Raw genomic sequence first — 14,072 nt, forward strand, 5'->3', positions numbered from 1 at the left:
AGGAGGTGTAGATACAAATGAAACTTCATGAGTTAAAACCAGCAGCAGGCGCTAAAAAAGCACCAAAAAGAGTTGGTAGAGGTACTGGTTCAGGATTAGGAAGAAATGCTGGTAAAGGTGAAAAAGGTCAGAAGGCTAGATCAGGTGGTGGAGTAAGACCAGGTTTTGAAGGTGGTCAGATGCCATTATACAGAAGACTTCCAAAAAGAGGATTTACTAACATATTCGCTAAAGATTATGCTGAGATAAATGTTGAAAGATTAAATATATTTGAAGATGGTACAGAAGTTACACCTGAATTACTATTACAAAAAGGAATAGTAAAAAAATCTAAAAATGGAGTTAAGGTTCTAGGTAATGGTGAATTACAAAAGAACATAACAGTTAAGGCAGCAAAATTCACAAAAGCTGCGGCAGAGAAAATAGAAGCAGCTGGAGGAAAAGTTGAGGTGATATAGATGCTATCAACTTTACGTAATGCTTGGAAGGTTCCTGATCTTAGAAAAAGATTATTATTTACATTATTTATGGTAGCAATTTTCAGGATGGGAAATTTTATTCCTGTTCCTGGAATTGACACAGCAAAGCTTACTAATCTGACTCAGAGTGGATCACTATTTGGATTTTATGATTTAATATCCGGTGGTGCATTTAGTAGATTTAGCATATTTGCAATGGGAGTAGTTCCTTTTATAAATTCATCTATAATAATGCAGTTGTTGACAATTGCAGTTCCTCGTTTGGAACAGCTTTCAAAAGAGGGCGAAGATGGAAGAAAGAAGATACAACAGTATACTAGATATGCTGCAGTACCTTTAGGGATAATACAAGCATTTAGTACATATGCAATTATAACTAGAGCAAATGCACTTCAAGATCCATCTAATAAGCTTAATGTATTCTTAATAATACTTACTTTGACCACAGCTTCAACTTTTTTAATGTGGTTTGGAGATAAGATTACGGAAAAAGGACTTGGAAATGGTATATCGTTATTGATCTTTGTGAATATCATTTCAAGATTTCCACAAACACTTTTTCAAATTGCAGGCCTACAGAAGGCTGAGACTATTAACTTTGTTGAAGTTATGATACTTGGTGTAGGTATATTAGCTTTATTTATAGCTGTTGTAATTATGAGTCTGTCAGAAAGAAGAATTCCTGTGCAATATGCAGGAAAAACTACTGGTGGAAAAGTGTATAAAGGACAATCAACTCATATTCCTATTAATGTAAATGGAGCAGCTGTTATTGGAATAATATTTGCAATATCAGTTATGCAATTCCCAATGACTATAGGACAGTTTTGGCCAGAGTCAGCTTTCTATAAATTTATAACTACAAGTCAGTTTAGTTTATTTAGAGAAAGTAGTTGGCCTTATGCTATAACCTATTTTATATTGACAATTTTCTTCACTTGGTTTTATACTGTGGTTACATTTAAACCAGATGAAATGGCTGAGAATATGCATAAATCATCAGGTTTTATACCAGGAATTAGACCAGGAGAACAGACAGCTAACTATATAGAAAAAGTTCTAGGAAGAGTTTCAATATTAGGAGGAGCTTTCGCTGGAATAATAGCAATTACTCCTATCATTGTTGAAGCATACTCAAATTTTAAAGGAATATATTTTGGTGGTACGGGTTTACTAATTATTGTTGGCGTTGCTCTAGATACTCTAAGGCAAATGGAGTCACAATTGGTAATGCGTCATTATCAAGGATTTTTGAGATAATGAAGATATTTGGAGATGATGCGGTTTGAAAATAATTTTACTAGGTCCTCCGGGAGCTGGAAAAGGAACACAGGCTAAGTTAATTAGTGAAAAATATGTTATTCCTCATATATCAACTGGGGACATTTTTAGGAAAAATATTTCAGAAAAAACCCCTCTTGGAATTGAGGCTAAGAGATATATAGATAACGGTCAGCTAGTACCTGACGAAGTTACTATAGGAATAGTAAAAGACAGGTTGAGCATGGATGACTGTGAGAATGGATTTTTATTAGATGGCTTTCCAAGAACGGCTATGCAAGCTGATGCTTTAGATTCATTTTTAAATGACAATGGACAGAAAATTAATACTGCACTTTTAATAGATGTTCCAAAGGAATTTATATTAGAAAGAATGACAGGAAGAAGAGTTTGTCCATCATGCGGAGCTAGTTATCATATAAAATTTAATCCTCCTAAAGTTGAGATGAAGTGTGATATTTGCAACAATTCATTAATTCAAAGAAAAGACGATACTGAATCAACAGTAAAGGAAAGACTTGACGTTTATGATAAGCAAACACAGCCACTTATCCAATACTACAAAGATCAGAATAACCTGTCAGTAGTAAATGGAACGGGAGAAATTAATGAAGTGTTTGGAGATATTTGCAACATCTTAGGAGCAGTTAAATAGATGATACTAATTAAGACCGATAATGAAATTGAATATATGAGGCAGGCTGGTAAAATTGTTGGTGATACCTTGTTGAAACTTGAAGAGGTAATAAAACCTGGTATAACCACTGCAGAATTGGATAGAATTGCAGAAGAGTACATTGTAAAGCAAGGTGCAAGGCCATCTTTTAAAGGCTATTGTGGCTTTCCAGCCTCAATTTGTGCCTCAGTTAATGAGGAAGTAGTTCATGGAATACCATCGAATAAGCTTGTTTTACAAGAAGGCGACATAATAAGTATTGATTGTGGAGCTATGTTAAATGGCTTTCACGGAGATGCAGCAAGAACTTTTCCAGTTGGAAAAATTTCTGAAGAAGCAAATCGCTTGATTGAAGTTACTAAAGAAAGCTTCTTTAAAGGTGTTAAAAATGCAGTTGTAGGTAATAGACTAACTGACATATCTGCTGAAATTCAGAAATATGCTGAAAGTTTTGGGTATTCTCTAGTAAGAGAATATGTAGGGCATGGTATAGGTAAAGATATGCATGAAGATCCCGAGGTTCCTAATTTTGGGATGCCAGGAAGAGGGCCTAAGTTATGCAAGGGTATGGTATTAGCTATAGAACCTATGGTTAATATGGGAAAATATCATGTAAGAGTAGAACCCAATAACTGGACTGTTGTGACAGAAGATGGAAGTTTATCAGCTCATTATGAAAATACTGTTGCTATATTAGAAAATGGACCTGAAATACTTACCCTAATTTAACAGAGGTGAATATATTGTTGGACACTAATGACTATTTTGGAAGAGTGGTTTTTTCAAAAGCAGGAAGAGATAAGGATAAGTTTTTTATAATACTAGATGTAGTAGACAGTAACTATGTATACATTAGTGATGGTTTACTTAGAAGTGTTGAAAAACCAAAGAAGAAAAAAGTGAAACATTTGGCTTTTACTCATGTAATAGCTGAAGAAATAAGAAACTTATTGATGGCAAGTGAAAAAGTTAGTAATGCAGTGATAAGAAAATTTTTGCAGTCTTACGACAACGATAAGGAGGTTTGATTACCTTATGTCAAAAGATGATGTTATAGAAATGCAAGGTACCGTTTTAGAATCATTACCTAATGCAATGTTTGAAGTAGAGTTGGAAAGCGGACACAAAATACTAGCACATATATCAGGCAAGTTAAGAATGAATTTTATAAGAATTCTGCCAGGTGATAAAGTTACAGTAGAACTTTCTCCATATGATTTAACTCGTGGAAGAATAACCTGGAGAGCAAAGTAATTAAGGAGGGTTAGCTATGAAAGTAAGACCATCAGTTAAGCCTATTTGTGAAAAATGCAAAGTTATAAAGAGAAAAGGAAGAGTAATGGTTATCTGTGAAAATCCTAAACATAAGCAAAAACAAGGCTAATAGAATTTTTAATACTTAAAAGTTCTATGAAATAAACTGGAGTTAATAATGCTTTAGGTGCGGCTGTAATAGAATGCATAACATTCTATTAACCTAAAACTTTATATAAAAAAATATAAAGAGATTAAATGATCTTTATCAATTAGATATTCAGGAGGTGTAAATTTTAATGGCAAGAATAGCAGGTGTCGACCTACCAAAGGAAAAAAGAGTAGAGATAGGTCTAACTTATATATATGGCATAGGATTACCAACTTCTCACAAAATTCTTAACGATACTGGAGTTAATCCAGATACAAGAGTTAAAGAGTTAACTGAAGAAGAGGTTAATGCTTTAAGAGATTATATAAACAAGAACGTTAAAGTTGAGGGTGATTTAAGAAGAGAAATAGCTCTTAACATAAAGAGATTAATGGAAATTGGTTGTTATAGAGGAATAAGACACAGAAGAGGACTTCCTGTGAGAGGACAAAGAACTAAGACAAATGCAAGAACAAGAAAAGGTCCTAAGAGAACAATTGCAGGTAAGAAGAAATAAATAACCGTATAAGGAGGGAAAATGATGGCAGCTGGATCAAAGGCTAAAAAGACAAGAAGAAAAAGAGAGAGAAAAAATGTTGAGCACGGTTGTGCACACATAAAATCTACTTTTAATAATTCAATAGTTACACTAACAGATGCTGTTGGAAATACTTTATCATGGGCTAGTGCGGGTGGATTAGGCTTTAGAGGCTCAAGAAAGAGTACTCCATTTGCAGCTCAAATGGCAGCTGAAACATCAGCTAAAGCAGCTATGGAACACGGATTAAAGAGTGTTGAAGTTTATGTAAAAGGACCAGGAGCAGGTAGAGAAGCTGCAATAAGATCATTACAGGCTGCTGGATTAGAAGTTACATTGATAAAAGATGTTACTCCAATTCCACACAATGGATGTAGACCACCAAAAAGAAGAAGAGTTTAGTAATAGGAGGTGTAATTTAAATGGCAAGATATACTGGAGCGGAATGCAGAATTTGCAGAAGAGAAGGTTTAAAACTATTCCTTAAGGGGGATAGATGCTATACAGATAAGTGTGCATTCTCAAGAAGAGGCTATGCACCAGGACAGCACGGTCAAGGTAGAAAGAAATTATCTAACTATGGCTTACAATTAAGAGAAAAGCAAAAAGCTAGAAAAATATACGGAGTACTAGAAGGACAATTTAGAAAGTACTACGAAAGAGCTGAAAGAATGAGAGGAATATCAGGTGAAAACCTATTAAAGCTTCTTGAATTAAGACTTGATAACGTAGTATATAGACTAGGATTTGGTGGATCAAGAAGTGAAGCTAGACAGCTAGTTACACACGGACATTTCTTAGTTAATGGCAAGAAAGTAGATATTTGTTCTTACACTGTATCAGCTAATGATGTTATCACAGTACGTGAAAAGAGCAGAGCATCAGAAAAGTTTAAGACTTTTGCTGAAAATCCAAAGACTTTACCAGCTTGGTTAGAGGGAAGCACAGAAAACTTTGAAGGAAAAGTAGTTAGAGAGCCTTCAAGAGAAGATATAGATGTTCCTGTTAACGAAACATTAATAGTAGAGTTATATAGTAAGTAATTAATATAGAATCAGTTGCCCTCAAAATACATTAATAGATAAATAGAAGGAGGGTTATATTCATGTTAGAGATAGAAAAGCCTAAAATAGAGTGTGTTGAAGTTAGTGAAGATGGTACCTATGGTAAGTTTGTCGTTGAACCATTAGAAAGAGGTTATGGTATTACTCTTGGCAATGCACTTAGAAGAATTCTACTTTCTTCATTGCCAGGAGTTGCTGCTAACCACATAAAAATCGATGGAGTACTTCATGAGTTCTCAACTGTTCGTGGAGTAAAAGAAGATGTTTCTGAGTTAATTCTAAACATAAAAGGTCTTGCTTTAAAGATGAATGGAGACGGTCCTAAAACTATATACATAGATTCTCAAGGACCAGGAGAAGTTACTTCAGGTGACATTAAAACCGATGGTGACGTAGAAATAATTAATAAAGATTTACATATAGCAACTCTTGATGATGATGGAAAGTTATATATGGAAATCATAATTAATAGAGGAAGAGGATACGTTTCTCAGACTAAAAATAAAGCTGAAGAAATGCCTATAGGCACTATTCCTGTAGATTCAATATATACTCCTATCAAAAGAGTTAACTTTGTTGTAGAAAATACAAGAGTAGGTCAGATTACTGATTATGATAAGTTATCTCTTGAAGTATGGACTAATGGAACAATTATGCCAGATGAAGCTATAGGTTTATCTGCAAAGATTCTTATAGAACACTTTAAACTATTTATGACTTTAACTGACCATGCAAATAATGTTGAGATAATGGTTGAGAAAGAAGAAGACAAAAAAGAAAAAGTTCTAGAAATGACAATTGAAGAACTTGATCTTTCTGTTAGAAGTTATAACTGTTTAAAGAGAGCTGGTATAAACACAGTTCAGGAATTAACTGAAAGAACTATGGATGATATGATGAAAGTTAGAAATCTAGGTAAGAAATCTTTAGAAGAAGTTGAACAAAAACTTGAAGCTTTAGGATTATCACTAAAGCAAAGTGAAGAGTAAAATATAGCATAAATATTTTACCCGTGAAGAAGAGTTAAGATAAGGAGGTATAGAGATGGCAGGATATCGTAAATTAGGTCGTCCAAGTGATCAAAGAAGAGCAATGCTTAGAAACCTTGTTACTAGTTTTTTAAAGCATGGCAAAATCGAAACTACAGAAACTAGAGCCAAAGAAACAAGAAGCATAGCAGAAAAAATGATTACTCTTGCAAAAAGAGGAGATCTTCATGCTAGAAGACAGGTGCTTTCTTTTGTAACTGAAGAGGAAGTAGTAAGAGATTTATTTGATAATGTTGCTCCTAAATATGCTGAGAGAAACGGTGGATATACAAGAATCTATAAAGTAGGTCCAAGAAGAGGCGACGGAGCTGAAGTAGTTATACTAGAATTAGTATAAGTTAAAACTTGTATCAGTAGGGAATATCCAAACTGATACTAAGTTTTAATTGTCTTTAAGGTTACGCCACTTAATCTTCTTTGATTAAGTATGATGATAGTGGTGACAATCTGTAGGATAAAAAAACAGGGATTAAGTACTTTAGCTTAATCCCTGTTTTGCTATAATTATTACAGGGTTTTCTTTATTGCTTTATTAAGTTTGTGGGGTGTTTCCATGGAGGAAAAAATGATAGAATGTAAGAATGTTACTTATAAATATGAAAATAGTGATAAAGATGATATAAAGTTAGCATTAGATGATGTTAACCTTCAAGTTAAAAAGGGAGAATTTCTTGTTATCTTAGGTAGAAATGGGTCAGGCAAGTCTACTATAGCAAAACATATGAATGCATTGCTAATACCAAGTGGTGGCAATGTATATGTTAATGGCCTAGATACATCAGATGAAAAAAACATCTGGGATATAAGAAATAAAGCTGGCATGGTATTTCAAAATCCTGACAATCAAATAGTTGCAACAATAGTAGAAGAAGATGTAGCTTTTGGACCAGAGAATTTAGGGGTTGAGTCTTCCGAGATTAGAAAAAGAGTGGATGATTGTTTAAGAAAAGTAAATATGTATGACTACAAAAAACATGCACCACATTTATTATCTGGAGGACAAAAGCAAAGAGTTGCAATAGCTGGTGTATTAGCAATGATGCCAGAGTGTGTAGTATTTGATGAATCAACTGCAATGCTTGATCCATCTGGGAGAAGAGAAGTAATAAATACAATTAAAGAGATAAATAGTAATCATAATATCACTGTAGTACTTATTACTCACTATATGGAAGAAGCAGTAGAGGCAGATAGAATTATTGTTATGGATAGTGGAAAAATCATAACAGAGGGTGTTCCTAGAGATGTCTTTAGTAATGTAGAAAAAATGAAGAATATAGGGCTTGATGTACCGCAAATGACGGAATTATCATATGAACTGAGGAAAAATGGTATGAATGTCAGCGCTAATATATTAACTATAGATGAGATGGTGAATGAATTATGTCGATTAAAATAGAGAATTTAACGCATATATATATGAAGGGATCACCCTTTGAAAAAAAGGCACTTGATAACGTTAATATTACCATTAATCAAGGGGAATTTGTTGCCTTAATAGGACATACTGGTTCAGGTAAGTCTACACTTATTCAGCACATAAATGGACTTTTAAAGCCAGATTCAGGCAAGATAATAATAGAAGATATAGATATTACTCAGAAAAAGATTAACTTAAACTTTATAAGAAAAAAAGTAGGGCTTGTGTTTCAATATCCTGAATACCAGTTATTTGAGGAAACAATAGAAAAGGACATTGCTTTCGGTCCTAAAAATTTAGGCTTGAGTGATGATGAGATAAATAGAAGAGTAAAAAGAGCTATGGTGATGGTTGGTCTTGAATATGAAAAGTATAAAGATAAATCACCTTTTGAGCTTAGTGGCGGTCAAAAAAGGAGAGTAGCTATAGCTGGAGTTGTAGCTATGGAGCCAAAGATTTTAATATTAGACGAACCAACAGCAGGGCTTGATCCTAAAGGTAGAGATGATATCTTAGGAAAGATAAAAGATTTGCGTAAAGAATATAACATGACTATAATATTAGTTTCACATAGTATGGAAGATGTAGCAAAACTAGCTGATAGGGTACTTGTTATGCATAAAGGAAGATGTATTTTGGATGGAACTCCGAGCAAAGTATTTAAAGAAGCTGATACATTAGAAAGCGTTGGCCTTGCGGTACCACAGGTAACTTATCTTGTAAAAAACCTAAGAGAAAAAGGGTTTAACATATCTGAAGATATATTTACTGTAGAACAAGCTAAAAATGAGATACTTAAAATATTAAATAAAGGGTAGGGGAGCTAATAAATGATTAAAGATATTACAATAGGCCAATATGTTCCCGGTGATTCATTTGTACATAAGTTAGATTCAAGAGTTAAAATATTAATATCTTTAATATATATTATAGATTTATTTATAGTTAACAATTTCAAGGGATACATATTCATAGTAGCGTTTGCTTTACTCTCAATAATTATATCCAAGGTTCAATTTACATATATTTACAAGGGTCTTAAACCTATATTAATTTTAGTACTAATAACAGCAGCTTTAAATATACTCATGACATCAGGAAGTAACCCACCATTATACCATTGGAAATTCATAACTATATATAAAGAAGGGTTAACGTTAGCAGCATTTATGGTTTTAAGGCTTGTATTTTTAATAATAGGAACGTCTTTGCTAACATTAACTACATCTCCAATAGAACTGACAGATGGCATTGAAAAGCTTCTGAATCCTTTAAAAAGAATAGGCATACCAGCTCATGAACTTGCAATGATGATGACTATTGCATTGAGATTTATTCCAACATTAATGGATGAAACTGATAAGATTATGAAAGCACAAATGGCAAGAGGTGCAGATTTTGAATCAGGAAACCTTCTTCAAAGAGCTAAAAGTCTAATTCCTATATTAGTTCCTCTCTTTATAAGTTCATTTAGACGTGCTGATGAGCTAGCTATGGCTATGGAGGCAAGATGTTATAGAGGGGGAGAGGGTAGAACTAGAATGAATATTCTAAAGCTATCTAGTAAGGATTTTATTGCATCTATATGTACAATATTATTGGTTGCTGTTTCTATATGGAGTAGGATGTGGAGCTAATGAGAAATATTAAGTTGACAATTGAATATGATGGAACTAATTATGCAGGGTGGCAGAGGCAAAATAATGCAGTTACAATTCAACAAAAAGTTGAAGAAGCAATAAGAGATGTCACTGGTAAAGTTTCAGAGGTTATTGGTTCAAGTCGAACAGATTCAGGGGTACATGCGAAAGGGTTTGTGTGTAACTTTTTAACTGAAAGTAAAATACCTGCTGAAAAGTTTAAAAAGGCTTTAAATAGTTTTCTTCCAGAAGATATTGTTATCTTACAATCTGAAGAAGTAGAAATAAGTTTTCATGCAAGGTTTAATAGTATAGGTAAAAGATATGAATATACTATTATAACAGGAGACCAAAGGCCTGCAATAGGTAGAAATTATATGTACTATTTTTATAGAAAACTAGATATAGAGAACATGAGAAGTGCATCAAAGTATATTTTGGGAACACATGATTTTTCAGCGTTTAAAAATGCTGGAAGTTCTGTAAAGACATCTGTTAGAACTATAAAAGAAATAAATATAGTTGAAGATGGAAATATGATAAGATTTATAGTTATGGGAGATGGTTTCCTATACAATATGGTTAGAATTATTGTAGGAACTTTACTGGAAGTAGGAACTGGTAGATTTAAACCTGAGTATGTAGTAGATATACTTAAATCCAAAGACAGATCTAAAGCTGGTAAATCAGTGCCGGCTAATGGATTGTGCCTAAAAGAAGTTTTTTATTAAATTTTATTTTACTAGTAATATAAAAGCTAATGTGTATAACTAGGAAGTTTTTACTTGGATGTTGCTACGTATATATTCTAAAATATACAAGTAATCATCAAGAAGTTTTTCTTTAATTTAAGGGCTAGAGCATGATTTAATATATAAAAGAAAAAAATTTATAATAGTGAAACTTGTTGACACACCCGGCTGATTGTATTATAATATATTGTGTTTGTATCTAAAGTATAAAAGATCCACTAGCCCCGGATCTTTATATATAGAAACGTATTTTATGTAGAAGAATTCAGGGAGGGAAAATGATGAAATCATACATAGCAAAACCACAAGAAGTTGAAAGAAAATGGTATGTTGTTGATGCTGCTGGAAAGCCATTAGGAAGAGTAGCAAGTCAGGTTGCAACAATATTAAGAGGAAAAAACAAACCTACATTTACACCAAATGTTGATACTGGAGATTTTGTTATAATAATAAATGCAGAGAAGATTGTTTTAACTGGTAAGAAGTTAGATCAAAAAATGTTAAGACATCACTCATTATACCCAGGTGGATTAAAAGAGACTCCATATAGAGAAGCTATAGCAAAGAAGCCTGAGTTTGTATTCACAGAAGCTGTTAGAAGAATGCTTCCAAAAGGAGTATTAGGAAAACAAATGCTTAAAAAGCTAAAAGTATACAGAGGTGCTGAGCACAATAATGAAGCTCAAAAACCAGAAGTATTAGAATTAAGATATTAATTGGAAGCTGGAAGGAGGAAGAAAAATGGCTAAAGTTCAGTATTTCGGAACAGGAAGAAGAAAAAAATCTGTTGCAAGAGTAAGACTTGTACCTGGTGAAGGTAAAGTAGTAGTAAATAAAAGAGATATAGAAAACTATTTTGGATTAGAAACTCTAAGAGTTATAGTTAACCAACCATTAGTTTTAACTGGAACTAAGGAAAAATTTGATGTATTAGTAAATGTTCACGGTGGTGGATTTACTGGTCAAGCGGGTGCTATAAGACATGGAGTATCAAGAGCACTTTTAAAAGCTGATGAAAACTTAAGACCAGAGCTTAAAAAAGCTGGTTTCTTAACAAGAGACCCAAGAATGAAAGAAAGAAAGAAATATGGTCTTAAAAAAGCAAGAAAAGCATCACAGTTCTCAAAGAGATAATGAAAAGAGAGGAATATCCTCTCTTTTTTTATTTGTAAAAGATCCTGCTATTCAGGTTAAGGCACAAAAATTCTAATAATGAATTAAAAACAAAGATATTTAAGTTTATTTATATTAAAATTATATTAATTAAATGGTATTTTCACAGCATAAAATATATATGAAGTTCTATTTCGGAGGGGGTAAAAGTGTACTATAAAAGTAGAAAACTAATAACAATCATATTGGTTATATTTTTAGGAATGGTCTCTGTATTTTATGCGAATATAAAGTTCTCAACACCTGCAGCTAAAAATAAATTTCATAATAATGATATCAAGTATAAAGTTATACTTCTAGATCCAGGACATGGTGGAGTTGATGGCGGAGCGGTGTCTAAAAGCGGTATTATGGAAAAGGATATTAATCTAAAAATTAGCTTAAAACTAAGGGACAAGTTAACAAAGGAAGGTTATAAAGTGCTAATGACTAGGGAAGAGGATAAGGGATTATATGAAGATGAAGGAAGAATAAGAAAGAAGAAAATAGAGGATTTAAATAATAGGTGCAAAATAAAAGAGCAGTCTAATTGCGATATGTTTATTAGTATACACCTAAATGCATTCCCTGAATCTAAATATTATGGAGCACAAGTTTGGTACTCTAGAAATAGAGATAGCCAAAAGCTAGCGAGGATAATTCAAGAAAACTTTAAAAACGATTTAGACTCAAGTAATAATAGGCATCAGAAGTCAGCGCTTGATTCATATAAGGTATTACGTGTTAATGATGATATGCCTAGCGTATTAGTCGAATGTGGATTTTTATCCAATACAATTGAAGAGGCAAAATTGAATAGTGATGAGTATCAAAGTAAAATAGCCGATTGCATAACTAAATCTATAAAATTATATTATAATCAATAGAATAAATAAAAGTGCTGCATTAGTATAAAATAAAGTGCAGCTTTTTTCCTTTGCTTAATCAAAACGTATTAAGGATAAAGTGGAAATTTATTAACCTTATTAATGAAATAAAATAAATTATTAGTACAAGAGTAAAGTTTTTCAATGATTAGGAATAATGGATAACTATTAAGTAACAATAAATAATCAATCAGAAAAATTTTATTCACTGGTGAATTTTCTGAATATTGCAGCTTATGAAAAAGTTATTGATGTCCATTTTGGACTATGATATTATTAAAGCATAAAATGGAATGATCCATTAATCCAATGAACTTTGAGGTGATTATCATAGAAATTAGAATAAATAAGGATAGTGGTGTTCCACTATATGTGCAAGTAAAAAAACAAATAATGAACTTAATTAGAAATGGTATTTTAAAGGTTGGAAATAAAATGCCTACAGAAAGAGAACTATCGGAAACACTGAAGGTAAGCAGGAATACCGTAAGTACAGCTTATAACGAATTAGAGCAAGAAGGTGTTTTAAAATCTTACCAAGGTAGAGGAACCTTTGTTGCGGAAGAAGCAACTCCCTGGAAGGCACAAAATATAAAAGATAAGATTAATAAATTTATAGATTTGGGATTAGAAGAAGCTATAGAGACAGGAATGGATGTTGATGAATTTTTAGAAATAGTTACCCAAAGAGTAAAAGAGAAAAAAGAAATAATGAGTAAAATAACAGCATTATATATAGAGTGTAATATAGAGCAATCTAGAATGTTTAGCAAGCAGTTAATGGATAGTACCAATATGAATGTGATTCCATTTACACTAGATGATATAAGAAGCATCAGTAGTGAAAATCAAGAGATGCTAGAGAAAGCTCAAGTTATAATAGCTACATTTAATCATGTTAATGAAGTAGTAAAGCTGACAAGGCCATTTAATAAAGAGGTAATAGGGGTAGCTATTAATATAGATTTAGAAACTATTGTGAAAATTGCTAGATATTCAAATGATACTAAATTTGGTTTTGTATGTATATCACAGGAGTTTATGTTTAAGGCTAGGGGGGCTTTAGAAAAAGCGGGACTAGGTAATATAAACATTCAATATACTAATACTACTGATACTAATGAACTATCCAAACTTTTAAGTAACTCAGATGTGATAATAGTTTCACCAGGTAGGTATAAAGATGTAAAGCAAATTATAGGTGAAGAAAAAGAAATACTACGATTCTTATATAGCTTGGATGATAGTTCAGTAAAGGCATTAAAATCTAAGATAATGGAATTAAAATATCAAAAATAAATTGGGGGAAGCTCATAATGAAAACTTTAGTTATAGGTGTAATTGGCTCTGATTGTCATGCAGTTGGGAATAAAATATTAGAGCATGCATTTACGGAGGCAGGCTTCAATGTTGTTAACATTGGAGTTCTATCTCCCCAAGAGGATTTCATAAATGCAGCAATAGAAACCAATGCAGATGCAATAATAGTTTCATCACTTTATGGACATGGAGAAATAGATTGTAGAGGATTAAGAGAAAAATGTGATGAAGCAGGTCTAAAAGACATACTGATGTATGTAGGGGGAAACTTGGTGGTAGGAAAACAAGACTGGAAGGAAGTATATGCAAGATTTAAAGATATGGGATTTGATAAGGTGTATCCACCAGGAACATCGCCAGAAACTACAATTGCAGACCTAAAGGTTGATCTAAAAGTTAAGCAATGAAG

21 protein-coding genes are annotated in these 14,072 nt (G+C 32.6%); all 21 read left to right on the plus strand.

Annotation, left to right across the window (positions count from 1 at the left end):
• Nucleotides 1–17: 17 nt before the first annotated feature.
• The 21 genes from rplO (at nucleotide 18) to glmS (ending at nucleotide 14,070) form a co-directional block, all read left to right on the plus strand.
• Nucleotides 18–458 carry a 50S ribosomal protein L15 gene (gene rplO / locus CLMAG_RS01075; protein WP_066616710.1) on the plus strand — a complete coding sequence of 147 codons (441 nt, stop codon included), beginning with the start codon at nucleotides 18–20 and terminating at the stop codon, nucleotides 456–458.
• The gene (gene secY / locus CLMAG_RS01080) at nucleotides 459–1,739 is read left to right on the plus strand and encodes a preprotein translocase subunit SecY (RefSeq protein ID WP_066616713.1); all 1,281 of its coding nucleotides are present in this window, start codon (nucleotides 459–461) and stop codon (nucleotides 1,737–1,739) included.
• 25 nt (nucleotides 1,740–1,764) lie between these two features.
• The gene (locus CLMAG_RS01085; RefSeq protein ID WP_066616716.1) at nucleotides 1,765–2,415 is read left to right on the plus strand and encodes an adenylate kinase; all 651 of its coding nucleotides are present in this window, start codon (nucleotides 1,765–1,767) and stop codon (nucleotides 2,413–2,415) included.
• A complete protein-coding gene (gene map, locus CLMAG_RS01090; protein WP_066616719.1) occupies nucleotides 2,416–3,165 on the plus strand; it encodes a type I methionyl aminopeptidase in 750 nt (249 codons plus the stop codon).
• Between the two features lie 11 nt (nucleotides 3,166–3,176).
• Complete coding sequence (locus CLMAG_RS01095) at nucleotides 3,177–3,464, plus strand: KOW domain-containing RNA-binding protein (RefSeq protein WP_139264211.1); 288 nt, start codon at nucleotides 3,177–3,179, stop codon at nucleotides 3,462–3,464.
• Nucleotides 3,465–3,471: 7 nt separating this feature from the next.
• Complete coding sequence (gene infA / locus CLMAG_RS01100) at nucleotides 3,472–3,690, plus strand: translation initiation factor IF-1 (protein WP_066616721.1); 219 nt, start codon at nucleotides 3,472–3,474, stop codon at nucleotides 3,688–3,690.
• Nucleotides 3,691–3,706: 16 nt separating this feature from the next.
• Entirely contained in the window at nucleotides 3,707–3,820 is a 114-nt protein-coding gene (rpmJ, locus tag CLMAG_RS01105) for a 50S ribosomal protein L36 (protein WP_003373491.1), read from the plus strand.
• Between the two features lie 169 nt (nucleotides 3,821–3,989).
• Complete coding sequence (gene rpsM, locus CLMAG_RS01110) at nucleotides 3,990–4,358, plus strand: 30S ribosomal protein S13 (protein ID WP_066616723.1); 369 nt, start codon at nucleotides 3,990–3,992, stop codon at nucleotides 4,356–4,358.
• A 24-nt stretch (nucleotides 4,359–4,382) separates the two neighbouring features.
• Nucleotides 4,383–4,781, plus strand: coding sequence for a 30S ribosomal protein S11 (rpsK, locus tag CLMAG_RS01115; protein ID WP_066616725.1), 399 nt, complete (start codon nucleotides 4,383–4,385; stop codon nucleotides 4,779–4,781).
• A 20-nt stretch (nucleotides 4,782–4,801) separates the two neighbouring features.
• Entirely contained in the window at nucleotides 4,802–5,422 is a 621-nt protein-coding gene (gene rpsD / locus CLMAG_RS01120) for a 30S ribosomal protein S4 (protein WP_066616727.1), read from the plus strand.
• Nucleotides 5,423–5,484: 62 nt separating this feature from the next.
• The gene (locus tag CLMAG_RS01125; RefSeq protein ID WP_066616729.1) at nucleotides 5,485–6,432 is read left to right on the plus strand and encodes a DNA-directed RNA polymerase subunit alpha; all 948 of its coding nucleotides are present in this window, start codon (nucleotides 5,485–5,487) and stop codon (nucleotides 6,430–6,432) included.
• 55 nt (nucleotides 6,433–6,487) lie between these two features.
• Nucleotides 6,488–6,829 carry a 50S ribosomal protein L17 gene (rplQ, locus tag CLMAG_RS01130; RefSeq protein ID WP_066616731.1) on the plus strand — a complete coding sequence of 114 codons (342 nt, stop codon included), beginning with the start codon at nucleotides 6,488–6,490 and terminating at the stop codon, nucleotides 6,827–6,829.
• A 216-nt stretch (nucleotides 6,830–7,045) separates the two neighbouring features.
• Nucleotides 7,046–7,891: an energy-coupling factor transporter ATPase gene (locus CLMAG_RS01135; RefSeq protein ID WP_066616733.1), complete on the plus strand. Its 846-nt coding sequence runs from the start codon at nucleotides 7,046–7,048 to the stop codon at nucleotides 7,889–7,891.
• Complete coding sequence (locus CLMAG_RS01140) at nucleotides 7,876–8,730, plus strand: energy-coupling factor transporter ATPase (RefSeq protein ID WP_066616734.1); 855 nt, start codon at nucleotides 7,876–7,878, stop codon at nucleotides 8,728–8,730. Before CLMAG_RS01135 ends, CLMAG_RS01140 begins: the two co-directional genes overlap by 16 nt.
• A gap of 12 nt (nucleotides 8,731–8,742) precedes the next feature.
• A complete protein-coding gene (locus CLMAG_RS01145) occupies nucleotides 8,743–9,549 on the plus strand; it encodes an energy-coupling factor transporter transmembrane component T family protein (RefSeq protein WP_066616736.1) in 807 nt (268 codons plus the stop codon).
• The gene (gene truA / locus CLMAG_RS01150; protein ID WP_066616739.1) at nucleotides 9,549–10,283 is read left to right on the plus strand and encodes a tRNA pseudouridine(38-40) synthase TruA; all 735 of its coding nucleotides are present in this window, start codon (nucleotides 9,549–9,551) and stop codon (nucleotides 10,281–10,283) included. The genes CLMAG_RS01145 and truA overlap by 1 nt, the downstream gene beginning before the upstream one ends.
• A gap of 302 nt (nucleotides 10,284–10,585) precedes the next feature.
• A complete protein-coding gene (gene rplM / locus CLMAG_RS01155) occupies nucleotides 10,586–11,020 on the plus strand; it encodes a 50S ribosomal protein L13 (RefSeq protein ID WP_073393243.1) in 435 nt (144 codons plus the stop codon).
• A 25-nt stretch (nucleotides 11,021–11,045) separates the two neighbouring features.
• Entirely contained in the window at nucleotides 11,046–11,438 is a 393-nt protein-coding gene (gene rpsI, locus CLMAG_RS01160) for a 30S ribosomal protein S9 (RefSeq protein WP_066616743.1), read from the plus strand.
• 242 nt (nucleotides 11,439–11,680) lie between these two features.
• Nucleotides 11,681–12,343 (plus strand): N-acetylmuramoyl-L-alanine amidase CwlD, encoded by a 663-nt coding sequence (gene cwlD / locus CLMAG_RS01165; protein WP_139264210.1) that lies wholly within the window; start codon nucleotides 11,681–11,683, stop codon nucleotides 12,341–12,343.
• Between the two features lie 309 nt (nucleotides 12,344–12,652).
• Nucleotides 12,653–13,642, plus strand: coding sequence for a GntR family transcriptional regulator (locus CLMAG_RS01170; RefSeq protein ID WP_066616747.1), 990 nt, complete (start codon nucleotides 12,653–12,655; stop codon nucleotides 13,640–13,642).
• A gap of 17 nt (nucleotides 13,643–13,659) precedes the next feature.
• Entirely contained in the window at nucleotides 13,660–14,070 is a 411-nt protein-coding gene (gene glmS / locus CLMAG_RS01175) for a methylaspartate mutase subunit S (protein WP_066616748.1), read from the plus strand.
• The last annotated feature ends 2 nt before the right edge of the window (nucleotides 14,071–14,072 follow it).

Origin of the sequence: Clostridium magnum DSM 2767 (genome assembly GCF_001623875.1) — a bacterium.
GTDB lineage: Bacteria > Bacillota > Clostridia > Clostridiales > Clostridiaceae > Clostridium_AM > Clostridium_AM magnum.

What these genes read in the sequence shown, in the direction of transcription:
- map (WP_066616719.1), top strand. Translation starts at nt 2,416, where the DNA reads ATGATACTAATTAAGACCGATAATGAAATTGAATATATGAGGCAGGCT.
- CLMAG_RS01125 (WP_066616729.1), top strand. Translation starts at nt 5,485, where the DNA reads ATGTTAGAGATAGAAAAGCCTAAAATAGAGTGTGTTGAAGTTAGTGAA.
- rpmJ (WP_003373491.1), top strand. Translation starts at nt 3,707, where the DNA reads ATGAAAGTAAGACCATCAGTTAAGCCTATTTGTGAAAAATGCAAAGTT.
- CLMAG_RS01170 (WP_066616747.1), top strand. Translation starts at nt 12,653, where the DNA reads ATGAACTTTGAGGTGATTATCATAGAAATTAGAATAAATAAGGATAGT.
- CLMAG_RS01140 (WP_066616734.1), top strand. Translation starts at nt 7,876, where the DNA reads ATGTCGATTAAAATAGAGAATTTAACGCATATATATATGAAGGGATCA.
- rpsM (WP_066616723.1), top strand. Translation starts at nt 3,990, where the DNA reads ATGGCAAGAATAGCAGGTGTCGACCTACCAAAGGAAAAAAGAGTAGAG.
- rpsD (WP_066616727.1), top strand. Translation starts at nt 4,802, where the DNA reads ATGGCAAGATATACTGGAGCGGAATGCAGAATTTGCAGAAGAGAAGGT.
- rplO (WP_066616710.1), top strand. Translation starts at nt 18, where the DNA reads ATGAAACTTCATGAGTTAAAACCAGCAGCAGGCGCTAAAAAAGCACCA.
- glmS (WP_066616748.1), top strand. Translation starts at nt 13,660, where the DNA reads ATGAAAACTTTAGTTATAGGTGTAATTGGCTCTGATTGTCATGCAGTT.
- secY (WP_066616713.1), top strand. Translation starts at nt 459, where the DNA reads ATGCTATCAACTTTACGTAATGCTTGGAAGGTTCCTGATCTTAGAAAA.
- CLMAG_RS01145 (WP_066616736.1), top strand. Translation starts at nt 8,743, where the DNA reads ATGATTAAAGATATTACAATAGGCCAATATGTTCCCGGTGATTCATTT.
- CLMAG_RS01135 (WP_066616733.1), top strand. Translation starts at nt 7,046, where the DNA reads ATGGAGGAAAAAATGATAGAATGTAAGAATGTTACTTATAAATATGAA.
- rpsK (WP_066616725.1), top strand. Translation starts at nt 4,383, where the DNA reads ATGGCAGCTGGATCAAAGGCTAAAAAGACAAGAAGAAAAAGAGAGAGA.
- truA (WP_066616739.1), top strand. Translation starts at nt 9,549, where the DNA reads ATGAGAAATATTAAGTTGACAATTGAATATGATGGAACTAATTATGCA.
- rplQ (WP_066616731.1), top strand. Translation starts at nt 6,488, where the DNA reads ATGGCAGGATATCGTAAATTAGGTCGTCCAAGTGATCAAAGAAGAGCA.
- infA (WP_066616721.1), top strand. Translation starts at nt 3,472, where the DNA reads ATGTCAAAAGATGATGTTATAGAAATGCAAGGTACCGTTTTAGAATCA.
- rplM (WP_073393243.1), top strand. Translation starts at nt 10,586, where the DNA reads ATGAAATCATACATAGCAAAACCACAAGAAGTTGAAAGAAAATGGTAT.
- cwlD (WP_139264210.1), top strand. Translation starts at nt 11,681, where the DNA reads ATGGTCTCTGTATTTTATGCGAATATAAAGTTCTCAACACCTGCAGCT.
- rpsI (WP_066616743.1), top strand. Translation starts at nt 11,046, where the DNA reads ATGGCTAAAGTTCAGTATTTCGGAACAGGAAGAAGAAAAAAATCTGTT.